The 22365-nt window shown below is 74.1% G+C and carries 20 protein-coding genes; 18 read left to right on the top strand and 2 right to left on the bottom strand.

Features of this window, described 5'->3' with window-relative positions; all coding sequences use genetic code 11:
- Positions 1 to 2: 2 nt before the first annotated feature.
- From AC24HA_RS12510 to AC24HA_RS12425, 18 genes are all read left to right on the top strand, one after another.
- Positions 3 to 1523, top strand: coding sequence for a UDP-N-acetylmuramoyl-L-alanyl-D-glutamate--2,6-diaminopimelate ligase (locus tag AC24HA_RS12510; RefSeq protein WP_425708700.1), 1521 nt, complete (start codon positions 3 to 5; stop codon positions 1521 to 1523).
- Complete coding sequence (locus AC24HA_RS12505; RefSeq protein ID WP_425708699.1) at positions 1520 to 2977, top strand: UDP-N-acetylmuramoyl-tripeptide--D-alanyl-D-alanine ligase; 1458 nt, start codon at positions 1520 to 1522, stop codon at positions 2975 to 2977. Before AC24HA_RS12510 ends, AC24HA_RS12505 begins: the two co-directional genes overlap by 4 nt.
- Positions 2974 to 4059, top strand: coding sequence for a phospho-N-acetylmuramoyl-pentapeptide-transferase (gene mraY, locus AC24HA_RS12500; RefSeq protein WP_425708698.1), 1086 nt, complete (start codon positions 2974 to 2976; stop codon positions 4057 to 4059). Before AC24HA_RS12505 ends, mraY begins: the two co-directional genes overlap by 4 nt.
- A complete protein-coding gene (gene murD / locus AC24HA_RS12495) occupies positions 4056 to 5609 on the top strand; it encodes a UDP-N-acetylmuramoyl-L-alanine--D-glutamate ligase (RefSeq protein WP_425708697.1) in 1554 nt (517 codons plus the stop codon). The genes mraY and murD overlap by 4 nt, the downstream gene beginning before the upstream one ends.
- The gene (locus AC24HA_RS12490; protein ID WP_425708696.1) at positions 5606 to 6850 is read left to right on the top strand and encodes a peptidoglycan glycosyltransferase FtsW; all 1245 of its coding nucleotides are present in this window, start codon (positions 5606 to 5608) and stop codon (positions 6848 to 6850) included. Before murD ends, AC24HA_RS12490 begins: the two co-directional genes overlap by 4 nt.
- A gap of 52 nt (positions 6851 to 6902) precedes the next feature.
- Positions 6903 to 7967 (top strand): UDP-N-acetylglucosamine--N-acetylmuramyl-(pentapeptide) pyrophosphoryl-undecaprenol N-acetylglucosamine transferase, encoded by a 1065-nt coding sequence (locus AC24HA_RS12485; RefSeq protein WP_487563635.1) that lies wholly within the window; start codon positions 6903 to 6905, stop codon positions 7965 to 7967.
- A 37-nt stretch (positions 7968 to 8004) separates the two neighbouring features.
- A complete protein-coding gene (gene murC / locus AC24HA_RS12480) occupies positions 8005 to 9339 on the top strand; it encodes a UDP-N-acetylmuramate--L-alanine ligase (RefSeq protein WP_463648692.1) in 1335 nt (444 codons plus the stop codon).
- Positions 9336 to 10358, top strand: a complete 1023-nt coding sequence (locus AC24HA_RS12475) for a cell division protein FtsQ/DivIB (RefSeq protein WP_425708693.1) — start codon at positions 9336 to 9338, stop codon at positions 10356 to 10358. The genes murC and AC24HA_RS12475 overlap by 4 nt, the downstream gene beginning before the upstream one ends.
- A 180-nt stretch (positions 10359 to 10538) precedes the next feature.
- Positions 10539 to 11960 carry a cell division protein FtsZ gene (gene ftsZ / locus AC24HA_RS12470; RefSeq protein ID WP_425708692.1) on the top strand — a complete coding sequence of 474 codons (1422 nt, stop codon included), beginning with the start codon at positions 10539 to 10541 and terminating at the stop codon, positions 11958 to 11960.
- Between the two features lie 10 nt (positions 11961 to 11970).
- Positions 11971 to 12786 carry a purine nucleoside phosphorylase YfiH/LACC1 family protein gene (locus AC24HA_RS12465; RefSeq protein WP_425708691.1) on the top strand — a complete coding sequence of 272 codons (816 nt, stop codon included), beginning with the start codon at positions 11971 to 11973 and terminating at the stop codon, positions 12784 to 12786.
- A 105-nt stretch (positions 12787 to 12891) separates the two neighbouring features.
- Positions 12892 to 13434: a cell division protein SepF gene (locus tag AC24HA_RS12460; RefSeq protein ID WP_425708690.1), complete on the top strand. Its 543-nt coding sequence runs from the start codon at positions 12892 to 12894 to the stop codon at positions 13432 to 13434.
- A gap of 4 nt (positions 13435 to 13438) precedes the next feature.
- Positions 13439 to 13741, top strand: coding sequence for a YggT family protein (locus AC24HA_RS12455; protein ID WP_425708689.1), 303 nt, complete (start codon positions 13439 to 13441; stop codon positions 13739 to 13741).
- Between the two features lie 140 nt (positions 13742 to 13881).
- Entirely contained in the window at positions 13882 to 14664 is a 783-nt protein-coding gene (locus AC24HA_RS12450; protein WP_425708688.1) for a DivIVA domain-containing protein, read from the top strand.
- A gap of 7 nt (positions 14665 to 14671) precedes the next feature.
- The gene (gene lspA / locus AC24HA_RS12445) at positions 14672 to 15739 is read left to right on the top strand and encodes a signal peptidase II (protein ID WP_425708687.1); all 1068 of its coding nucleotides are present in this window, start codon (positions 14672 to 14674) and stop codon (positions 15737 to 15739) included.
- Entirely contained in the window at positions 15732 to 16667 is a 936-nt protein-coding gene (locus AC24HA_RS12440) for an RluA family pseudouridine synthase (protein ID WP_425708686.1), read from the top strand. Before lspA ends, AC24HA_RS12440 begins: the two co-directional genes overlap by 8 nt.
- A 32-nt stretch (positions 16668 to 16699) precedes the next feature.
- On the top strand, positions 16700 to 17170 hold the full coding sequence (locus AC24HA_RS12435; protein WP_425708685.1) for a GNAT family N-acetyltransferase: 471 nt from the start codon (positions 16700 to 16702) through the stop codon (positions 17168 to 17170).
- A 117-nt stretch (positions 17171 to 17287) separates the two neighbouring features.
- Positions 17288 to 20848, top strand: coding sequence for a DNA polymerase III subunit alpha (dnaE, locus tag AC24HA_RS12430; protein ID WP_425708684.1), 3561 nt, complete (start codon positions 17288 to 17290; stop codon positions 20846 to 20848).
- A complete protein-coding gene (locus AC24HA_RS12425) occupies positions 20845 to 21444 on the top strand; it encodes an SRPBCC domain-containing protein (RefSeq protein WP_425708683.1) in 600 nt (199 codons plus the stop codon). The genes dnaE and AC24HA_RS12425 overlap by 4 nt, the downstream gene beginning before the upstream one ends.
- 13 nt (positions 21445 to 21457) lie before the next feature.
- On the opposite strand, the gene AC24HA_RS12420 is transcribed toward AC24HA_RS12425, so the two are convergent.
- Both AC24HA_RS12420 and AC24HA_RS12415 read right to left on the bottom strand, forming a co-directional pair.
- Positions 21458 to 21706, bottom strand: coding sequence for an RNA-binding S4 domain-containing protein (locus tag AC24HA_RS12420; protein ID WP_425708682.1), 249 nt, complete (start codon positions 21704 to 21706; stop codon positions 21458 to 21460).
- Positions 21707 to 21735: 29 nt separating this feature from the next.
- The gene (locus tag AC24HA_RS12415) at positions 21736 to 22278 is read right to left on the bottom strand and encodes a DinB family protein (protein ID WP_425708681.1); all 543 of its coding nucleotides are present in this window, start codon (positions 22276 to 22278) and stop codon (positions 21736 to 21738) included.
- Positions 22279 to 22365 lie beyond the last annotated feature (87 nt).

The raw sequence follows: 22365 nt of genomic DNA, 5'->3' as shown, positions 1-22365 counted from the left end.
CCGTGGCGCCCGTCGACCTCGCCGAGCTCACGCGAGCTGCCGAGCAGCACCTCGTCGGGCCGGCGCCCGGCGCCGGCACCCGGGTCGCCGGCGTGGTCGCCGACAACCGGAGGATCATCGGCGGCGAGCTGTTCGTCGCCCGGCCGGGCGCCCGGCACCACGCCGCGCGCTTCGCCCCGGACGCCGTCGCGCGCGGGGCCGCCGCGATCCTCACCGATCCCGAGGGCGCCCGGCTCGCCCGTGCCGGCGGAGACCCGGGCGTCCCGCTCGTCGTCGTCGACGACGTCGCCGCCGTCGTCGGCCCGGTCGCCGCTCTCGCCTGGGGCCGCCCCGCCGAGCGCCTGCGCACGTTCGCCCTGACCGGCACCAACGGCAAGACGACGACCGCGTTCATGGTCGACCACGTGCTCACCGCGCTCGGCCGCACCACCGGGCTCATCGGCACGGTCGAGATCCGGGTCGCCGGCACCTCCGTGCCGGCCGCCCTGACCACCCCGCAGGCCGACGAGCTGCACGCCATGCTCGCCGCCATGGCGGAGGCCGGGGTCACCGACCTCGTCATGGAGGTCTCCTCCCACGCGCTCATGCTCGGCCGGGTCGACGGCGTGACGTTCGACGTCGCCGGGTTCACCCACCTCACCCCGGACCACCTCGACCTGCACCGCACGGTCGAGGAGTACTTCGCCGCCAAGGCCAGGCTGTTCGCCCCGGACCGGTCGCGCACCGGGGTGATCACCGTCGACGACTCCTGGGGCGCCCGCCTCGCCGCCGACGCCGGTCGGGCTCGCCCCGGTCAGGTGTGGACCCTCGGCCGGTCCGCGGACGCCCGGCTGCGGATCGAGGCCGCGCCGCCCGGCACGCTCGTGCTCACCGGACCGGGCGGCGACGTGCGGACGGCCACCGACATGCCCGGCGCGTTCAACGTCGCCAACGCGGCCCTCGCCGTCGGCATGGTCCTGCGCGCCGGCCACGGAACCGAGGAGGTCTCCCGCGCCCTGGCGGACCACGGCGGGGTCAGCCCCGCGGTGCCGGGCCGGATGGAGGTCCTCGCCGAGAGCCCCCGCGTCGTCGTCGACTTCGCCCACAACACCGAGGCGCTGCAGACCGTGCTCGCCGAGCTGCGGCCCACCACGAAGGGCCGCCTGTGGTGCGTGACCGGCTCCGCCGGGGACCGCGACGCCGTCAAGCGCCCCCTCATGGGCGAGGTCAGCGCGCGCCTCGCCGACGAGGTCGTCATCACCGACGACGACCCGCACTCCGAGGACCCCGCCACCATCCGCGCCCAGATCCTCGCCGGTGCCCGGTCGGTGGCCGGGACCTCGGTCGTCGAGATCGGCGACCGCCGGGAGGCCATCGCCCACGCCGTGCTCGCCGCCGCGCCCGAGGACACCGTGCTGCTGGCCGGCCGGGGCCACGAGACGATCCAGGAGGTCGGCGACGTCGCGCACCACCTCGACGACCGCGAGGAGGCGAGGGCGGCGCTCGCCCGGCGCGGGGCGGGCACGGGGGAGGATGGGGCGTGATCACTCTCAGCCTGACCGAGATCGCCCGCGCGACCGGGTCCGCCTCCGCCGTCGACGACGTGGACGTGACCGGCGGCGCCCAGCAGGACTCGCGGGTCGTCGGCCCGGGCGACCTGTTCGTCGCCATCGCCGGCGAGCGCACCGACGGGCACGCGCACGTCGCCGCGGCGCTCGCGGCGGGCGGCGTCGGAGCCCTCGTCACCGACCCGGCGCGGCCCGTCGCGGACGGCGTCGACCCCGCGCGCCTCGTCGTCGTGCCGGACACCGTCGACGCCCTCGGCGATCTCGCCCGACACTCCCTCGCCGCTCTGCGCAGCTCGGGCCGGCCGGGCGTCGTCGCCGTCACCGGCTCGGTCGGCAAGACGACGACGAAGGACCTGCTCGTCGACCTGCTGCAGCCGCGCGGACCGCTCGTGGCGCCCCCGGGCTCGCTGAACAACGAGGTCGGCCTGCCGCTGACCGTCCTGCGCGCCGACGAGGCGACCACCACGCTCGTTCTGGAGATGGGCGCCGACCGGGTCGGCAACCTCACCTACCTCACGTCGGTCGCGCCCCCGGACGTCTCGGTCGTCCTCGCCGTCGGCCGCGCGCACCTCGGCCACTTCGGGGGGATCGACAACGTCGCCCGCACCAAGGCCGAGCTCGTGTCCGGGCTCGCGCCGGGCGGCACCGCCGTGCTCAACGCCGACGACGAGCGGGTCGCCGCGATGGCCCGCCTCGCACCGGGCGAGGTGCTCACGTTCTCCGCCTCGGGCGCCACCGGCGCCGACGTCGTCGCGACCGACGTGCGCAGCGACGACGCCGGGCACGCGGTCTTCACCCTGCGCACGGACCGCGGCAGCGCGGAGGTCGTGCTCGCCCTCGTCGGGCCCCACCACGTGGCCAACGCGCTCGCCGCCACCGCCGCCGGCCTCGCGCTGGGGGAGGACCTGGCCGAGCTGGCCGCGCGGCTGCGCGTCGCCGGCCCGAGGTCCGCGCACCGCACCGCCGTGTCCACGCTCGACGGCGACGTCCTGCTCCTCGACGACTCCTACAACGCCAACCCCGACTCGATGCGCGCCGGCCTGGCCACGCTGAGCGCGATCGCGCCCGGCCGCCGCAGGGTCGCCGTCCTCGGGCACATGCTCGAGCTCGGCGAGGAGTCCGCCGCCGAGCACGCCGGCCTCGCGCCCGAGCTGGCCGCGCACGGGATCGAGGCGGTCGTCGTCGTCGGGGCCGAGGCCGCCCCGCTGGCCGACGCCGCGCGCGACGCAGGAATCCAGGTGGACGACCTGACCGGCGCGTCGCCCGACGCGATCGCGGGGCGCGTGCGGGAGATCACCCGGCCCGGCGACGCCGTCCTGCTCAAGGGCTCGCGCGGCTCGGGCGTGTGGGAGGTCGCGGACCTTCTCACACCCGGCGGCGGCCGGGCCTCGGCGCCGGAGGCGGCCCGGGACGAGAAGATGCGCCCATGACAGCCGTCCTCGTTGGTGCCGGCGTGGCGCTCGTCGTCACGCTCCTCGGCACGCCCGCGTTCATCCGGCTCCTCGTGAGACGCGAGTACGGCCAGTTCATCCGGCAGGACGGGCCGACCAGCCACCAGACCAAGCGCGGCACGCCCACCATGGGCGGCGTCATCATCATCGCGGCCACCGTCATCGGGTACGCCGTCGCGAACATCTCGGCCGGCCGGCTGCCGCACGTCTCCGGACTGCTGCTGCTCTACCTCATGGTCGGCATGGGGATCATCGGCTTCCTCGACGACTACATCAAGATCTCCCGGGCCCGCTCCCTCGGCCTGGACGCGCGCGCCAAGATCGTCGGCCAGGCCTTCATCGGGATCTCGTTCGCGGTGATGGCCCTGCAGTTCCCCTCCGAGAACAACCGGACCCCGGCATCGACGGCGATCTCCTGGGTCCGCGACCTCCCGCTCGACCTGGCCTTCGCGGGCGCCGGCATCGGCCTCGTGCTCTTCATCATCTGGGCGAACTTCCTCATCACGGCCTGGACCAACGCCGTCAACCTCACCGACGGCCTCGACGGGCTGGCCACCGGCGCGTCGGCCATCGTGTTCGCGGCCTACACGGGCATCGCCTTCTGGCAGTCGAACCAGTCCTGCCAGGTGCTCGACGCGCCCGGCGCCGGGTGCTACGAGATCCGCGACCCCCGCGACCTCACGATCATCGCCGCCTGCATCGTCGGGGCCTGCCTGGGCTTCCTGTGGTGGAACACCAACCCCGCGAAGATCTTCATGGGTGACACCGGCTCGCTCGCCCTGGGCGGCGCGCTCGCCGGGATGACGATCCTCACCCGCACCGAGTTCCTCGGGGTCGTCATCGGCGGCCTGTTCGTTGCCGTCGTCATCTCCGACGTCATCCAGATCGGTGTCTACAAGGCCACCGGCAAGCGCGTGTTCAAGATGGCCCCGCTGCACCACCACTTCGAGCTGTCCGGCTGGGGCGAGGTGACGATCGTCGTGCGCTTCTGGCTCATCGCGCTGCTGTGCGCCGCCGCGGGTCTCGCCATCTTCTACGGCGAGTGGGTCGCGGTCTCATGACGCCCGGCGAGGACGCGCAGCCCGGGCACGGCGCCGCCCGCGACGCGGCTCGCGCCCGGTGGGCCGAGCGCGAGGCGCGGGACCTGGCGGGCGCCCGCGTCGCCGTCGTCGGGCTCGGCACGTCCGGCCGCGCCGCCCTGCGCGCGCTCCAGGGCCGCGTCGGCGCGCTGCTGGCCACCGACGGCCGCGACGAGGCGCTCCAGGGCGCATCCGTCGAGGTCCCCGACGCGGTGCTCGCGTCCGGCCCGACGCCGCGCGAGCTCGCCGAGGTCACGCTCGGCCTGGACCCCGACGTCCTCGTCGTCTCGCCCGGGATCCCCGCCACGTCCGACCTGCTCGTGCGTGCGCAGCAGCTCTCGATCCCCGTGTGGAGCGAGATCGAGCTCGCCTGGCGGCTCCAGCGCCCCCGCCCGGGCGGCGGCTACGCGCCGTGGCTCGCCGTCACCGGCACCAACGGCAAGACCACCACCGTCACCATGACGGCCGCGATCCTCGCCGCCGCCGGGCTCGACGCCCCCGCCGTGGGCAACGTCGGCACCCCGCCCGTCCAGATCGTCACCGCCGACGGGCCGGGGCCCGACGTGCTGCCCGCCGAGCTGTCGAGCTTCCAGCTGCACGCCACGCACTCGCTCGCCCCGCTCGCCGCCGTGTGCCTCAACCTCGCGCCCGACCACCTCGACTGGCACGGCTCCTACGCCGCCTACCGGGCGGACAAGGCGCGCGTCTACCGCGGCGTCACCGGCCTGTGCGTGTACTCCGAGGCCGACCCCGACACCCGGGCCATGGTGGAGGAGGCCGACGTGGCCGAGGGCGCCCGCGCCGTCGGCCTCACCCTCGGCCCGCCCGCCGTCTCCCAGGTGGGCGTCGTCGACGGCGTCCTCGCCGAGCGCGTCGGCCCGGGGCGCTGGACGACGGCCACCGAGATCGGCGAGGTCGCCGACCTCGCGCACCTGCTCGGGGACGCCGCCGGCCCGGGCGACGTCCCCGACCACCTCGTCCTCGACGCCCTCGCCGCCGCCACGCTCGCCCGCGCCGCGGGCGTCGAGCCCCACCACGTGCGGGACGGGCTGCGCGCCTACCGCGCCGAGGACCACCGCGCGACCCACGTGGCCACCCTCGGCGGCGTCACCTACGTCGACGACTCCAAGGCCACCAACGCCCACGCCGCCGACGCCGCCCTGTCCGCCCACGCCGAGCGCTCGGTCGTGTGGATCGCCGGCGGGCTGGCCAAGGGCGCCCGGTTCGACGACCTCGTCGCCGCCCACGCCCACCGGCTCGCCCACGTCGTGCTCATCGGCAAGGACCGCGAGCCGATGCTCGACGCCCTGGCGCGACACGCACCCGAGGTCCCGCTCGTCGAGGTCACCCGGGACGACGATGAGGCGGTGATGGAACGCGCCGTCGGGCTCGCCGCCGCCCGCGCCCTGCCCGGGCAGACCGTGCTGCTCGCACCCGCCAGCGCCTCCATGGACCAGTTCCGGTCCTACGACCAGCGCGGGCGCGCGTTCGCCGACGCCGTCCGCGCCCTCGCGACGCAGGAGGAGCGATGACCGCCACCGCCGCGCGCCGGGTCGTCACCCAGGAGCGTGCCCAGCCCCGCCGCGAGGAGAACCCGGCGCTGAGCTTCTACCTCATCGCCGCCTCCTCGGCGCTGCTCGTCGCCTTCGGTGCCGTCATGCGCCTGTCCGCCTCCACAGTCACCGCGATCTCCGACACCGGCTCGCCCTACCAGGAGTGGGTCGGTCAGCTGCTCTTCGTCGTCGTCGGCGTGGTCGGTGCGGTCGTCGCCGCGATCCTGCCGCCGGGGTTCTACCGGCGCGCGGCCTGGGTGCTGCTCGCCGGCGGGCTCGCCCTCCAGAGCCTCATCTTCACCGGTTTCGCGCGCGGCCAGGGCGGCAACCTCAACTGGATCGTCGTGCCCGGCACGGGGCAGGTGATCCAGCCCGCCGAGTTCCTCAAGCTCGCGCTGGCCATCTGGCTCGGGGCCGTCCTCGCGCGCAAGGTGCGGGTGATGGACAACCTCCTGCACGCCGCGATCCCCGGTGTCCTCGGGTCGGTCGCCGCGATCGCCCTCGTCCTCGCGGGGCACGACATGGGCACCGCTGCCATCATGGTCGTCCTCGTCGCCGGCGCCTACTTCGTCGCCGGCCTCAGGCTGCGCTGGTTCGCCGTCGTCGGCGTCGTCGGTGCCGGCCTGGCCGCCTTCCTCATCATGTCCTCGGACTCGCGCCGCCAGCGGGTCGCCCAGTTCTTCGGCCTCACCGAGTCCGACCCGCTCGGCGCCGGGCTCCAGCCCCTGCACGGCCTGTGGGCGCTGGGCTCGGGCGGCATCTCCGGCGTCGGGCTCGGCGCGTCCCGCGAGAAGTGGGAGTACCTGCCCGAGGCGCACAACGACTTCATCTTCGCCATCATCGGCGAGGAGCTCGGCCTCATCGGCACCCTCGTCGTCCTCGCCCTGTTCGCGGTCCTCGCCGCCGGCATCTACCGCGTGGTGCGCCGGCACCACGACCCGTTCGTGCAGATCGCGGCCGCCGGCCTGGGCGCCTGGATCTTTGGGCAGGCGATCGTCAACATGCTCGTCGTCATCGGTCTGCTGCCCGTCCTCGGCGTCCCGCTCCCGCTCGTGTCCGCCGGTGGCTCTGCGCTCATCGCCACCCTGCTCGGCGTCGGCGTGCTGCTCAGCTTCGCGCGCACCGAGCCCGGCGCGCGCGAGGCGCTGCGCGTGCGCTCGCGCAGCGCCCGACGCACGGGCTCGGTGACGGCGCCCCGGCGAAGGAGCGGCCGTGGCTGATCCGCTGCGCGTCCTGCTGGCCGGCGGCGGCACCGCCGGCCACGTCAACCCCATGCTGGCCACGGCGTCGGCGCTCGCGGGCGAGCACGGGGCGACCTGCGCCGCCCTGGGCACGAGCGACGGGCTGGAGTCCCGCCTCGTCCCGGCGAGCGGCCTCGACCTGCACCCGGTCCCGCGCGTCCCGCTGCCCCGGCGGCCCTCGGCGGACCTCCTGCGCCTGCCGACCAACCTGCGGGCCGCCGTCCGCGCCGCGCGCGAGGCCATCGAGGCCACCGGCGCCGACGTCGTCGTCGGGTTCGGCGGCTACGTCGCCACGCCCGCCTACCTCGCCGCGCGCCGCGCCGGCGTCCCGGTCGTCGTCCACGAGCAGAACGCCCGGCCGGGCCTGGCCAACAAGGTCGGCGCGCGCACCGCCGCCGCCGTCGCGCTCACGTTCGCCACGACGCCGCTCGCCGCCCGCCGGGGCCGCACCGAGGTCACCGGGCTGCCCCTGCGCGGCGCCGTCGCCGACCTCGTCGCGCAGCGCACCGGCGACGACCGCGGCGCGGCCGCCCGGGTGGCGGGCGCGCGTGCCCTCGGCCTCGACCCGGACCGGCCGATCCTCCTGGTCACCGGCGGCTCGCTCGGGGCCCAGCGCCTCAACGACACCCTGGCCGCGAGCGCCGGCGACCTCGCCGGCGTCGCCCAGGTCCTCCACCTCACGGGGCGCGACAAGGACGGCCCGGTCCGGGCGCGCGTCGGCGACGCCGCGGACTACCACGTCCTGGACTACCTGCCCGAGATGGAGCACGCGCTCGCCTGCGCGGACCTCGTCGTGTGCCGTTCCGGCGCCGGGACCGTCGCCGAGCTCTCCGCTCTGGGCCTGCCCGCCGTCTACGTCCCGTTGCCGCACGGCAACGGGGAGCAGCGGCTCAACGCCGCGGACGTCGTCGGTGCCGGCGGCGGCGTCCTCGTCGAGGACGCCGCGCTCACGCCCGCCTACGTGCGCGAGCACCTCGTCCCGCTGCTCGGTGACGCCGACCGCCTGCGCGCGATGGGCGAGGCGGCCGTCGCCTCGGGCCCCGGCGACGGCGCCGGTCCGCTCGCCGAGCTCGTCGTGGCGGTGGCTCGTGGCTGAGACCGCCTACCACCTGGTGGGGATCGGCGGCGCCGGCATGTCCGTCGTCGCCCACCTCCTGCTCGCCCGCGGCGCACGCGTGAGCGGGTCCGACGCGAAGGACTCCGCGGTCCTCGCCGCCCTCGCCGACGCGGGGGCACAGGTGAGCGTCGGCCACGCGGCCGAGCACGTGCCGGACGGGGCGACCGTGGTCGTGTCGACGGCCGTGCGCGAGACCAACCCGGAGCTCGCCCACGCGCGCGCCCACGGGCTGCCCGTCCTGCACCGCAGCGAGGCCCTCCAGCTCGTCGCCGAGGACCTCGACCTCGTCGCCGTCGCCGGCGCCCACGGCAAGACCACGACGTCCGCGATGCTGGCCGTCGCCCTGCGCGTCGCCGGCCTGGACCCGTCCTACGCGATCGGGGGGTCCGTCGTCGGGCTCGGCACCGGTGCCCACCTGGGGGCGGGGCGGGCCTTCGTCGCCGAGGCCGACGAGTCCGACGGCTCCTTCCTCAACTACGCCCCGCGCGTCTCGGTCGTGACGAACATCGAGGTCGACCACATCGACCACTGGGGCAGCGCCGAGGCGTTCCACGCCGCCTTCGAGGACTTCGCGGCCCGCCTGCGCCCGGGCGGCCTGCTCGTCGCCTGCGCGGACGACCCCGGGGCCCGGCGCCTCGCCGCGACCGCCGCGGCGAGCGGGACCCGGGTGGCCACGTACGGGACCACCGCAGGCGTCGACGGCGCGGAGCGGCACGTCGCGCTGAACGTCGGCGAGGCGCGGACCACCGGCGCGCTCGGTGAGGTCGAGGTCGACGGCGAGCGAGCCCAGCTCGCGCTCGCCGTCGGCGGGGAGCACAACCTGCGCAACGCGGCCTCGTGCGTCGCGGTCGGACTGGAGCTGGGCGTCGGCCTCGCGGCCCTGGCGGACGGTCTCGGTCGGTTCCGGGGGACGGGCCGACGATTCGAGCCCCGCGGCGAGGCCGGCGGCGTGCGCGTGGTGGACGACTACGCGCACCACCCCACGGAGGTGGCGGCGACCCTGGCCGCCGCGCGGGACGCGGCCGACGGCGGACGGGTCCTCGTCCTCTTCCAGCCCCACCTGTACTCCCGGACCCGGGCGTTCGCCGCACAGTTCGCGGCCGCGCTCGAGGCTGCCGACCGGGCGGTCGTCACCGACGTGTTCGCCTCGCGCGAGGACCCGGAGCCCGGCGTCGACGGCTCGCTCGTCGCCGACCGGGCAGCCGGCGCGCGGTACGTCGCCGACCGTCTCGAGGCCGCCCGCGCCATCGCGGCCGCCGCGCGGCCCGGGGACCTCGTGCTCACGATGGGTGCGGGCGACGTCACCGAGCTCGCGCCCGTCGTCCTCGCGCACCTGGACGAGGGGACGTGAGGGCGCCGCGGCCGCCGCGGCGGGGTGAACCGACTCCGCCCCGGCGCGCAGGGTCGCGCCCGCAGGAGCGCTCGCGGGACCGTGGTACCGACGCGCGGACGTCGGCGGCGGACAAGGGGACGTCGGACGGGCCCGCGAAGGACGGGAAGGCGAAGTCGGTCGAGCCGGCGAAGGCCGGGAAGGCGAAGTCGGTCGAGCCGGCGAAGGACGGGAAGGCGAAGTCGGCCGCGTCGTCGGGCGGTGCGCCGCCCGTGCACGCGCGCGGTGGTCGGCGGGGCCCGGCGCGGCCCACCGCCTCGCTCGCCCAACGTCGCGCGGAGAAGGAGCACGCCGCCCGGCGGCTCACCGTGCGGCGGATCGTCATCGGCGCGGCCGCGCTCGCTCTTCTCCTCGCCGTCGCCTGGGCGGTCCTGCTCTCCCCGCTCACCGCCCTCGAGGACGTGTCGGTGTCGACGACCGAGGACTCGCCCCACGTCGACCTGGCGGAGGTGGCGGCCGTCGCCGACCCACAGGTCGGCACCCCGCTCGCCCGGGTCGACACCGGCGCGGTCGACGAGGCGGTCGGCGAGCTACCAGGCGTCGCGGACGTCGAGGTCGAGCGTGCCTGGCCCACCGGCCTGGAGATCGAGGTGACGCCCCGGGTGCCGGTGGCCCGCACGCAGGTCGACGACGGCTGGGCCCTGCTCGACGCCACGGGCGCCGAGGTGGCGCGGACCGACGAGCCCGACGACGCGCTGCCGCAGGTCGACGTCCCGGACGACCCCGACGAGGGACGCCGGGCCCTGACCGCGTTGCTCTCGGCGCTCGGGGAGATGCCCACCGAGCTGCGCTCCCAGGTCGCGTCCGCGTCGGCGTCGGCCCCCGGCACGATCACCCTCACGCTCGCGGACGAGGCCGAGGTGCTCTGGGGGAGCGCGGAGGACTCGGCGCTGAAGTCCGAGGTGCTGCTCGTCCTGCTCGAGCAGTCGCCGGCGCAGCGCTACGACGTGTCCGTCCCCGCTCGACCGACCACGGGCTGACGCGGGGCGGACCCGGACCCCAGGACCGCCCTCGTCGACCGAACGACACCGGTGTGGTTCTCGTGGCGCGTCGCTCCCCACGAACCGGGTCGTCGCGACTACCTTCCCTGCGCCAGACAAGGACAGAAGTCTCACCTTCAAGTCGAGGTTGAAGGTCGAGCGACGACGAGGGGAACTCACGTGGCAGCACCGCAGAACTACCTGGCGGTCATCAAGGTCGTCGGCATCGGCGGCGGTGGCGTCAACGCCGTCAACCGGATGATCGACTCCGGGCTCAAGGGCGTGGAGTTCATCGCCATCAACACCGACGCGCAGGCCCTGCTCATGTCCGACGCCGACGTCAAGCTCGACGTCGGACGGGACCTCACGCGCGGGCTCGGCGCCGGCGCCGACCCCGAGGTCGGCAAGAAGGCGGCGGAGGACCACGAGGAGGAGATCGAGGAGGTCCTGCGCGGGGCCGACATGGTCTTCGTCACCGCGGGCGAGGGCGGTGGCACGGGCACCGGTGGTGCGCCGGTCGTCGCGCGCATCGCCCGCTCGCTCGGCGCCCTGACCATCGGTGTGGTCACACGTCCCTTCGGCTTCGAGGGGCGCCGCCGCGGCTCACAGGCGGAGTCCGGCATCGACGCGCTGCGCAACGAGGTCGACACCCTCATCGTCATCCCGAACGACCGGCTGCTGTCGATCTCGGACAAGAACGTCTCGATCCTCGACGCCTTCCAGGCCGCCGACGAGGTGCTCCTGTCCGGTGTCCAGGGCATCACCGACCTCATCACGACGCCGGGCCTGATCAACCTCGACTTCGCCGACGTGAAGTCGGTGATGCAGGGCGCAGGCTCCGCGCTCATGGGGATCGGCTCCGCGCGCGGCGACGACCGCGCCGTCGACGCCGCCGAGGGGGCCATCTCCTCGCCGCTGCTCGAGGCGTCCATCGACGGGGCGCACGGCGTGCTGTTCTCGATCCAGGGCGGCTCCGACCTCGGGCTGTTCGAGATCCACGAGGCGGCGCGGCTCGTGCAGGAGGCCGCGCACCCGGAGGCGAACGTCATCTTCGGCACGGTCATCGACGACGCCCTCGGGGACGAGGTGCGCGTCACGGTCATCGCCGCGGGCTTCGACGAGGGCGAGGGCCCCGCGGGGGCACAGTCCACCGTCGGCCGTCGGCCGCTCGCCCCGGTGCGCGCCGCGGCCGAGCCCGCCGACGCCGGTGCGCGCGGCGCGCGGGAGGGTGCCGGCCAGGCCGCCCGCCCGACGTTCGAGCAGACCCCGCGGACGGACCAGCGGCCCGTCCCGGTCGAGGCCCAGGGCCAGGGTGCCGCGCAGCCGCAGCAGGTGCCCGCGCACGCGCAGGGCGGACCGGCCTACGGCGACGAGCGTCCCGTCGACGACCGCTTCCCGGGCGAGCAGCACGCCGAGGGCGCGTACGGTCAGGGCGGCAACGGTCAGGGCGGCCACGGGCAGGACGGCCGGCAGCCCGGTCCGGGTGGGTACGCACCGAACGGGCAGCAGCGTCCGGCGTCCCAGACCGGGCGCGTCCCGCGCGTGTTCCCCGAGAGCGACGGCCGGGACGACGACCTCGACATCCCCGACTTCCTGAAGTAACCGGCGGCGCATGTCTGTCCCTGTCCGCGTCGCCGACCTCGGCCCGGCGGCGCACGGAGTGTTCACCACGGCCCACGGCGGCGTCTCACGCCCGCCGTGGGCCGCGGCCGTCCCTGCGGCGGCGACCTGGTCCGGGTCGGCGACCGGAGGCGCGGCGGACGGTCTCAACCTCGGGCCGCACGTCGGTGACGACCCGAGCCGTGTCCGTACGAACCGCGACCGGGTCGCGAGCCTCGTCGGTGCTCCGGTCGCCTGGATGACCCAGGTGCACGGCACGACCGTCGCGGCCGTGACCGGGCGGCCGGAACCCGTCGAGAGCGTCGGCGAGGCCGACGTGCTGCTCGCGCTGCCGCGTGCGGGGGACGTCGTCGCGGTCGGTGTCATGGTGGCGGACTGCGTGCCCCTTCTGCTCGCCGACGCCGCCGGCCGGGCGGCCGCCGCGGTCCACGTGGGGCGCGCGGGGCTCGTCGCGGACGCGGTCGGGACCGCCGTCCGGGCGCTCGCGCACGCCGGCGTCGACCCGTCGGAGCTCTCCGCGCACCTGGGGCCCTCGATCTGCGGAAGCTGCTACGAGGTTCCCGCCCGCCTCCAGGCAGAGGTCCTCGCCGCGCATCCCGCCGCCGAGGCGATCACGCACGACGGCACGCCCGGCCTCGACGTGGCCGGCGCCGTCGAGGCGGCGCTGCTCGCCTCCGGGGTCGGCCGCGTGTCCCGGGACAGCGCCTGCACCTACGAGGACCGCCGCCTGTACTCCTACCGGCGGGCCACGCACGCCGGCGAGCCGCGTACCGGGCGGTTCGCGGGGATCGTCACGCTCGGCCCGTGACCCGCCCGGCGCGTCGCACCACCGGCGCGGACCTCCACCGGTTAGCGTCAGGTGCGTGGCGGGAGCGACCTTCCCGCCGCCCGTCACGACCGAGGAGCGACCCCCATGCCCGGCACCATGCGCAAGTTCATGGAGTACCTCTCCTTCGCCGAGCCGCAGGACGACCTGTACGAGGGTGAGGGAGGCTACGACGAGCCCGCCGACCGCCGTCGTGACGACCGACGCGTCGCCGAGGACCGGCGGTCGTACGACGACCGGCGCGAGGCGGAGGAGACCCGCGAGCAGCCCGCCGCCCGCGAACGGCACGCCGAGGTCACCCACATCACCCGCCTCGCACCCGCCCGCCAGGAGGCCCCAGTGGACGTCGAGCTCTCCCGCATCGTGACCATGCGTCCCACGAGCTACAACGACGCGCCCGCGGTGGGTGACGCCTACCGCTCCGGCACTCCGGTGATCCTCAACATGGAGGGGATCTCCGAGGCCGACGCGCGTCGCCTCATCGACTTCGCCGCCGGACTCGCCATGGCCCTCGGCGGGGTGCTCGAGAAGGTTTCGCCGGGAGCCTTCATCCTTGCCCCCCGCAGCGTGGCCGTGACGCACGCCGAGGAGGAGTCTCCCCGCTCGGGGTTCGACTTCGCCCGCGCCTGACATCGTGGGGATCGTCCTCAGCGCGCTGAGCCTGATCCTGTGGCTCTACCTCCTCGTCCTGCTCGCCCGCGTCGTCATCGACCTCGTCCAGATCTTCTCCCGCACGTGGCGGCCCACCGGCATCGTCCTCGTCCTCGCGAACGTCGTCTACGGGCTCACCGACCCGCCGCTGCGGTTCATCAGACGGTTCGTGCCGCCCGTGCGCATCGGCCAGATCTCGCTCGACCTGGGCTTCATCATCCTGTTCCTCGGCGTCCAGCTCGTGCGTGGGTTCCTGCTGCCGGTCCTCGCCGCGGCGCTCCTGTGACGCCCACCCGGACGACGGCGCCGCGGGCGGGCCGCGGCGCACCGGCCCGGGTACCGATGCATCCGCGCTCCTCCGAGTAATCTGGGGCGCGGACGCGCGTGGCGTCCAGCCACGACCGACCAAGATCGAGGTGAGACGAGATGGCACTGCTCAGCGCCGACGACGTCCTCAACAAGAAGTTTGAGGCGACCAAGTTCCGCGAGGGATACAACCAGGACGAGGTGGACGACTTCCTCGACGAGGTGGTCGACACGCTCCGGTCCGTCTACGCCGAGAACGAGGAGCTCAAGGCCCGCCTGGAGGCGTCCGAGGCCCGCGTCGCGGAGCTGTCCGGACACTCCGGCGACGCTGCGGCGACCGAGGACGCCCCGGACGCCGAGGCCCAGGTGCCCGCCGCCGACGACACGGCGGAGACCCCCTCCGTCACCTCCGCCCCCAACCGCCGTTCCGTGCACGACGCGGCGCCCGCCACGCCGCAGCCCTACGCAGCCGCCGCCACCGCGGAGCCCCAGTCGCCCGCGGAGACGCAGGTCCCCGCCGCGGAGCCGGTCGAGCAGTCGGCCCCGGCCGCGCCGGCCACGACCCCGGCCGCACCGGCGGCCACCACGGGCGCGTCCGACTCCGCCGCCGGCATGCTCGCCATGGCGCAGCGCGTGCACGACGAGTACGTCGCCGACGGCCAGGCCGAGGCGGCCCGCCTCGTCTCCGAGGCCCAGTCCGAGTCCGAGCGCATCGTGACCGAGGCCGAGGCCCACTCCAACCGCACGCTCTCGCAGCTCGAGCAGGAGCGTTCGCTCCTCGAGCGCAAGATCGACGAGCTGCGCACGTTCGAGCGCGACTACCGCACGCGCCTGAAGAGCTACCTCAACCAGCTCCTCAGCACGGTCGAGGGCGGCACCGGCAACCGCGAGAGCGGAATCTGACCACCCCATGACCTCTGCCGCCCCCGGCGCGTCACGGCGGCTGCCGGCCCTCCTACTCGGGCTGGCGGCCGCCGTCGCCGTCATCGACCAGGTGACCAAGGCGATCGCGCTCGACCAGCTCGCCGACGGTCGCAGGATCGAGCTCCTGGGGGAGTACCTGGGTCTCCGGCTCGTCTTCAACCCCGGAGCGGCCTTCGGCCTCGGCAGCGGCACGACCTGGCTGTTCACGGTCATCATCGCCGTCGTCGTGGTGGTGATCCTCTTCTACGCCCGCAGGCTGCGGTCCGTCCCGTGGGCGGTGGCGCTCGGGCTGCTCCTGGGCGGTGCGGTCGGCAACTTCATCGACCGGATCTTCCGCGACCCCGGCGTGTTCCAGGGCCACGTCATCGACTTCATCGCCTACTACAACTGGTTCGTCGGGAACGTCGCCGACATCGCCATCGTCGTGGCGGCGAGCATGATCTGCGTGCTCGCGCTCCTGGGTCGGGAGATCGACGGCACCCGCCTCGGGGACCGGTCGGCGACCGACGGTTCGGCGGCGGGCGACGGGGCGAGCGACGAGCGGGACGGGGGGAGCGGGACGGTCGGTGCGGGCGAGGCCGACGACGCCGCCCGGACCGATCCCGACTGGCTGGTGGCGGCGAGTACGGGGCCGGGCACCCCGCGCGCCGACGACGAGGACCCCGAGGCCTGGTGGGAGCGCCGCCTCGCGGTCGGCACCGGCGCCGGCGGGACAGCTGGAGCGGCGGGCGAGCCTGCGGGGGCCCCCGAGCAGCACCGGTCGGCGGAGCCGGAGCCCGACGACTCCGTGCTCACGGCGGACGCCACGACCGACAGGGCCGGCGGTGGCGACGCGCCGGATGCGGGCGTCGGGCCCGGCCCGGAGGCTGAGCCGCGAGCGGGGGCCGAGACCGCGACGACCACGGGCAGCGCCACCCCGGGCGACCGACCGATGCCCGCCGAGACGCTGGACGCCGCCCCGGGCGAGCGGATCACGCGGCGTGAGCTGCGCCGTCGTCGGGAGGCGGCCGAGGCTGCCGCGCGGGCGGCCCGGACGGACGAGCCCGGTGCCTGAGGTCAGGTCCCTGCCCGTGCCCGACGGGCTCGCCGGCGAACGCGTCGACATCGCGATCTCCCGCCTGCTCGGTCTGTCCAGGACCCGCGCCGCCGAGCTGGCCGCGAGCGGCGACGTCGTGCTCGACGGAGCGGTGGTCGGCAAGTCCGACCGGCTCGTCGCCGGCGCCTGGCTCGAGGTGACCCTCCCGGAGCCCGAGCGCCCGGCCGGCCCTCCGGAGCCGACCGCCGTCGAGGGCATGCTGATCGCGCTGGAGGACGACGACGTCGTCGTCGTCGACAAGCCCGTCGGCGTCGCCGCGCACCCCTCGCCCGGGTGGGACGGTCCGACCGTCGTCGGCGCGCTCGCCGCCTCCGGTCGCCGCGTCTCCACCTCGGGGGCGCCGGAGAGACAGGGCGTCGTGCACCGCCTCGACGTCGGGACCTCGGGCCTCATGGCCGTCGCCAAGTCCGAGCGGGCCTACACAGCGCTCAAGCGGGCCTTCAAGGAGCGCACGGTCGACAAGACCTACCACGCGCTCGTCCAGGGCCAGATGGACCCGAGCGCGGGCACGATCGACGCACCGGTCGGGCGGGACCCACGGCACAGCTACCGGATGGCGGTCGTCACCGGAGGCAAGGACGCCGTCACCCACTACGAGACGCTCGAGTCGATGCGTGGGGCGTCGTTGCTCCAGGTCCAGCTGGAGACCGGGCGCACCCACCAGATCCGGGTCCACACCTCGGCCGTCGGGCACCCGTGCGTGGGCGACACGACCTACGGGGCGGACCCCACGCTCGCCGCACGGGTCGGGCTGACGCGGCAGTGGTTGCACGCCGTCGGGCTCGGGTTCGCCCACCCCGTGACCGGCGACCGCGTCGAGGTCGCCTCGCCCTATCCGGACGACCTCGACCGGGCGCTCGAGGTCCTGCGCGCCGCCGGCCTGTGACGGGCCCGTCGGCGGACCCGGTGCCCCTACCGATGCCGCGCACGCGGATCGTCACCGGGCGGGACGACCTCGAGGCGTGCTGGCGCATCCGGTGGGAGGTGTTCGTCGAGGAGCAGCACGTCCCCGGCGACGAGGAGATCGACGCGCTCGACACCGACCCCACCACCACGCACGTGCTCGCGACCGTCGACCGGGCCGGCGGCGAGGACCCGGTCGCGACGGCGCGTCTCCTGCCGGCGGGACCCGGGCTCGTACGGATCGGGCGGGTCGCCGTCCTGCGCGGCGCCCGCGGGACGGGGGCCGGACGCGCGGTCATGCAGGCACTGCACGACGTGGCGGTCGGTGAGCACCTGGGCCCGGACGGATCCGTCCGGGTGGACATCGAGGCGCAGGAGCACGCGATCGCGTTCTACGACCGGCTCGGGTACGAGCTGGTCTCGCAGCACCGGTACCTCGACGCCGGGATCTGGCACAAGGACATGGCACTCACGCTGCGGCACTGAGCCCGTCGGGGGTGGTGCGACCGCGACACGCCGGGACACGCCCTGACACGCCGGGGACCTCGCCGGTCGGGCGGATCGGGCCCCGAAGCGTCGGTGGGCGAACCTACGATCGTGGGTATGGCCTCGACCCCCGCGCAGCAGGACTTCGCCCACCTCCACGTCCACACCGACTACTCGATGCTCGACGGGGCGGCGAAGATCGAGGCGCTCGTCGACGAGGTCGAGCGGCAGGGGCAGAAGGCCGTCGCGATCACCGACCACGGATACGTGTTCGGGGCCTTCGAGCTCTACCGGGCCGCCACCGCGAAGGGCATCAAGCCGATCATCGGCGTCGAGGCGTACGTGACGCCCGGGACCTCGCGGTTCGACAAGAAGACGCGCGTGCGCTGGGGCGAGGACTGGCAGAAGGGCGAGGACGTGTCCGCGTCAGGCGCCTACACCCACCTGACCATGCTCGCCCGCACCACCGAGGGCATGCACAACCTCTTCCGGATGGCCTCCCACGCGTCGCTCGACGGGCAGATGGGCAAGTGGCCCCGTATGGACCGGGACCTGTTGCAGCAGTACGCGGCGGGCATGATCGCCTCCACCGGCTGCCCGTCCGGCGAGGTGCAGACGCGGCTCCGGCTCGGCCAGACCGAGGAGGCGGTCCGCGCCGCCGGTGAGCTCCAGGAGATCTTCGGCCGCGAGAACTTCTACGTCGAGATCATGGACCACGGCAACGACTTCGAGAAGAAGACGATGCCGCAGCTCTTCGAGCTCGCGAAGCGGATCGACGCGCCACTGCTCGCCACCAACGACTCGCACTACGTCACCGCCGAGCAGAAGTCCGTGCAGGACGCCATGCTCTGTCTCAACTCCGGCTCCACCCTGGACGACCCGAACCGCTTCAAGTTCGACGGCACGGGCTACCACCTGCGCTCGTCGAAGGACATGTGGAACCTGTTCGCCGACCACCCCGACGCCGTGCGGAACACGCTCCTGGTCGCCGAGCAGTGCGAGGTCACGTTCACGACCGCGGCCGACGGGGCCAACTTCATGCCCCGGTTCGACGTGCCGCCGGGGGAGGACGAGCACTCCTGGTTCGTCAAGGAGGTCGAGCGAGGCCTGCGCTACCGGTACCCGGACGGTATCCCGGCCCATGTCCGCACGCAGGCCGAGTACGAGGTCGGCGTCATCACGCAGATGGGTTTCCCCGGGTACTTCCTCGTGGTCGCCGACTTCATCAACTGGGCCAAGGAGAACGGGATCCGCGTCGGTCCGGGGCGTGGGTCCGGCGCCGGCTCGATGGTCGCGTACGCCATGCGCATCACCGACCTCGACCCGCTCGTCCACGGCCTCATCTTCGAGCGGTTCCTCAACCCGGACCGCGTGTCCATGCCGGACTTCGACGTCGACTTCGACGAGCGCCGGCGCGGTGAGGTCATCGACTACGTGGTGGACAAGTACGGCGACGACCGGGTCGCCCAGGTCGTCACCTACGGCGTCATCAAGTCCAAGCAGGCGCTCAAGGACTCCGCGCGCGTGCTCGGCTACCCGTTCGCGATGGGGGAGAAGCTCACCAAGGCGATGCCTCCCGCGGTCATGGCCAAGGACATCCCGTTGAAGGACATCCAGGACCCGCAGTCCAAGCGGTACGCAGAGGCCGGCGAGTTCCGGGGCGTGCTCAGCGCCGACCCCGAGGCCAACCGGGTCTACCAGATGGCCACCGGGCTGGAGGGAATGACCCGGCAGTGGGGCGTTCACGCCTGCGCCGTCATCATGTCCAGCACGGCGCTCACCGACGTCATCCCCGTCATGCGTCATCCACGCGACGGCTTCATCCTCACGCAGTTCGACTACCCCACGTGCGAGGGGCTCGGTCTGCTGAAGATGGACTTCCTCGGGCTGCGCAACCTCACCGTCCTCGACGACGCGATGACGAACATCGAGCTCAACGGCAAGGAGCAGGTCGACCTCGAGCACCTCGGGCTCGACGATGCCGGGACGTACCAGCTCCTCGCGCGTGGAGACAGCCTGGGAGTGTTCCAGCTCGACGGCGGCGGCATGCGGACGCTGCTGCGCCAGATGAAGCCGGACAACTTCGAGGACATCTCCGCCGTCGGCGCCCTCTACCGGCCCGGCCCGATGGGCGCGAACTCCCACACGAACTACGCGCTGCGCAAGAACGGGCAGCAGGCGATCAAGCCGATCCACCCCGAGCTCGAGGAGCCGCTGTCGGAGATCCTCGGGACCACGTACGGCCTCATCGTCTACCAGGAGCAGGTGATGGCGATCGCGCAGAAGGTCGCCGGGTACACGCTCGGACAGGCCGACCTCCTGCGGCGCGCGATGGGCAAGAAGAAGAAGGCGGAGCTGGACAAGCAGTTCGTCACCTTCGAGGCCGGGATGCTCGAGAGGGGCTACTCCGCGGCTGCGGTCAAGGCGCTGTGGGACGTGCTCCTGCCGTTCTCCGACTACGCGTTCAACAAGGCACACTCCGCCGCGTACGGCCTGGTCTCGTACTGGACCGCGTACCTCAAGGCACACTTCCCGGTCGAGTACATGGCGGCGCTCCTGACGAACTCGCAGGAGAACAAGGACCGGCTCGGGCTCTACCTGTCCGAGTGCCGGCACATGAACATCACGGTGCAGGCACCCGACGTCAACACCTCGGCCGCCGACTTCACGCCGGTCGGCGAGCAGATCAAGGTCGGTCTGGGTGCCATCCGCAACGTCGGGGCGAACGTCGTCAAGGGGATCATCGAGGCTCGTGAGGAGAAGGGCCGGTTCACGAGCTTCCAGGACTTCCTCGACAAGGTCCCCGCGGTGGTGTGCAACAAGCGCACGATCGAGTCGCTGATCAAGGCCGGGGCATTCGACACGCTCGGCAGCACCCGGCGTGCCCTGGTCGCCCGGCACGAGGAGGCCGTCGACGCGGTGGTGGACGTCAAGCGGAACGAGGCCGTCGGCCAGTTCGACCTGTTCGCCGCGGTGGAGGGTGCCGAGGCGAGCTTCGACATCGAGATCCCGGACCTGCCCGAGTGGGACAAGCGGGAGAAGCTCGCCTTCGAGCGGCACATGCTGGGCATGTACGTCTCCGACCACCCGCTCGCCGGGCTCGAGGGCTCCCTCGGTCAGCACGCGGACGCCGCCGTCTCCGACCTGCTCGCCGCCTCGGAGGACAACCCCGTGGACGGGCGCCGCATCACGCTGGCCGGGCTGGTCACCAGCGTCCAGCGCAAGCTGACCAAGCAGGGCAACCCGTGGGCGATCGCCACCTTGGAGGACCTGTCCGGCGAGATCGACGTGATGTTCTTCCCGCAGTCCTACATCGGGGTCTCGCACGCGCTGGCCGAGGACACGATCGTCTCCATCAAGGGGCGCGCCTCCGTACGCGACGAGCAGGTGCAGGTCGTCGCGGACTCCATGACGATCCCCACCCTGCAGGACGGGACCGGGCCGCTGTCGATCTTCCTGCCGGAGCACCGGATCCACCCGGCGATGGTCGACCGGCTCGGCCGGGTCCTCGGCGAGCACCCCGGATCGACCGAGGTGCGCGTGGTGGTCGAGAACTCCACCGTGCACACCGTCCTCTCGCTGTCGGACCGGTACCGGGTCTCGTCCTCCCCCGCCCTCTACGGCGACCTCAAGGCCCTCCTCGGGCCGGGCTGCCTGGGGACCGTGACGCCCGCATGAACGCGCCCCTGAGCGGCCTCGCGCCCCACGAGATCGGCAGCATCACCCGTGGGGAGGACGGTCGCACGGTGCTCGTGCAGCAGAGGATGTGGGCCGTCGAGCCCGCCACGCTGTGGGCCGCGCTCACCGACCCGCGGTACACGCCTGCGTGGCTCGGCGAGCTCGACGCCCCGCTGAGCGGGGCCGGGACGGTCCGGATCGATCACGGGGGCGGTGCGACGTCGGAGGTCGTCGTCCGGGACGTCGATCCGGGTCGGTCCGTGGACACGTCGTGGCGGACGACGGGCGAGGGGCGGGCCGACGTGCGGATCGAGATCGGCGAGCCGGCCGCGGCGCACTACCCGTCCTCGACCGGCTCGCCCGAGGTCGGGCGGGAGGTGGACGACGCACCCGTGCAGGTCCTGCTCACCCTCACCTACGCCTGCGACGACGAGGAGCAGGTGCGATCGGCCCTCGGCGGGTGGTTCGGCTTCCTCGACGCGCTGGGCGATCTCTTCGAGCAGGTGCCAGAGACCGGGGTCGGGTCCCCGGCGCTACGCGCGATCCAGCGTCTGGCGGCGGCCGTCGAGCTCGGCCGGATGCTGCCGGTCGGGTGAGAGGGACGGCCGGTCAGCCCTCCGAGCGGCCGTCGGCCACGACCCGGACCGACTCGACGCCGCTCGACCGGCGCACCTCGACGATCTCGCCGCCGGTGAGCTGACGGCCGCGCCGCAGCTCGGGCGCGCCGTCGACGAGGACGTCGCCGTCGGCCACGAGGGTGCGGGCGTCCGACCCGGTGTCGGCGATGCCGGACAGCTGCAGCAGCTGACCGAGGCGCACGGGCACGCGGACCGGGATGTCGGCGGGCTGGGCAGGCACGGGCCCATCGTCCCAGACGGATCGGCCCGTCATTCGCCGACGAGGCCGTCGACGGCCTCGCGGAGGAGGTCGGCGTGCCCGTTGTGCCGTGCGTACTCCTCGATCATGTGGACGAGGATCCAGCGCAGGCTGGGGGATCGCCCGTCGGGCCAGGTTCGCGCGGCCGGGTGGTCCAGTCCGCCGTCCCGGTAGGCGTCCTCGGCGGCGGTCCGCGCACGCGCGACGCTGCGGCCCCACAGGTGGCGGAGCACCGCGGGCTCGTCGTCGACGGCGGAGTCCCAGTCCCAGTCCGGGGTCGCCGACCAGTCGATCTCGGACCACGGCTGCCTGCGTGGTTCGTCGCGCAGCCACCGGCAGAACCAGTCGTCCTCGACGTAGGCGAGGTGCTTGAGGAGTCCCGCGAGGGTCATCGTGCTCGGAGGCAGCGTGCGTGCCAGGGCCTCGGCGCCGAGGCCGGAGGTCTTCCAACCGAGGGTCGCGCGCTGGAAGTCGAGGAAGCCGGTGAGGGTCTCCCACTCGTCGCCCTCCAGCGGCGGTTCGTGACGGCCCTGCTCGTCGATGTCGGTGGTCATGGCCCGGAGCGTACCGACGGCGCCGGGTGGCCCCCGCGCGCCGAGGTCGCGACCGATGCCTCGCAGGCGGCGTCCGTACGGCGATGT

This window comes from Georgenia sp. Z1491 (assembly GCF_057652395.1).
Note: the sequence above shows the minus strand (reverse complement) of the source record. Positions and strands in the feature narration are given on the sequence as shown.

Excerpts from the sequence above, each read along its gene's own strand:
- AC24HA_RS12490 (WP_425708696.1), top strand. The coding sequence starts at position 5,606 with ATGACCGCCACCGCCGCGCGCCGGGTCGTCACCCAGGAGCGTGCCCAG.
- AC24HA_RS12465 (WP_425708691.1), top strand. The coding sequence starts at position 11,971 with ATGTCTGTCCCTGTCCGCGTCGCCGACCTCGGCCCGGCGGCGCACGGA.
- AC24HA_RS12485 (WP_487563635.1), top strand. The coding sequence starts at position 6,903 with ATGCTGGCCACGGCGTCGGCGCTCGCGGGCGAGCACGGGGCGACCTGC.
- AC24HA_RS12460 (WP_425708690.1), top strand. The coding sequence starts at position 12,892 with ATGCCCGGCACCATGCGCAAGTTCATGGAGTACCTCTCCTTCGCCGAG.
- AC24HA_RS12450 (WP_425708688.1), top strand. The coding sequence starts at position 13,882 with ATGGCACTGCTCAGCGCCGACGACGTCCTCAACAAGAAGTTTGAGGCG.
- dnaE (WP_425708684.1), top strand. The coding sequence starts at position 17,288 with ATGGCCTCGACCCCCGCGCAGCAGGACTTCGCCCACCTCCACGTCCAC.
- AC24HA_RS12415 (WP_425708681.1), bottom strand. The coding sequence starts at position 22,278 with ATGACCACCGACATCGACGAGCAGGGCCGTCACGAACCGCCGCTGGAG.
- mraY (WP_425708698.1), top strand. The coding sequence starts at position 2,974 with ATGACAGCCGTCCTCGTTGGTGCCGGCGTGGCGCTCGTCGTCACGCTC.
- AC24HA_RS12435 (WP_425708685.1), top strand. The coding sequence starts at position 16,700 with ATGCCGCGCACGCGGATCGTCACCGGGCGGGACGACCTCGAGGCGTGC.
- murC (WP_463648692.1), top strand. The coding sequence starts at position 8,005 with ATGTCCGTCGTCGCCCACCTCCTGCTCGCCCGCGGCGCACGCGTGAGC.
- murD (WP_425708697.1), top strand. The coding sequence starts at position 4,056 with ATGACGCCCGGCGAGGACGCGCAGCCCGGGCACGGCGCCGCCCGCGAC.
- lspA (WP_425708687.1), top strand. The coding sequence starts at position 14,672 with ATGACCTCTGCCGCCCCCGGCGCGTCACGGCGGCTGCCGGCCCTCCTA.
- AC24HA_RS12425 (WP_425708683.1), top strand. The coding sequence starts at position 20,845 with ATGAACGCGCCCCTGAGCGGCCTCGCGCCCCACGAGATCGGCAGCATC.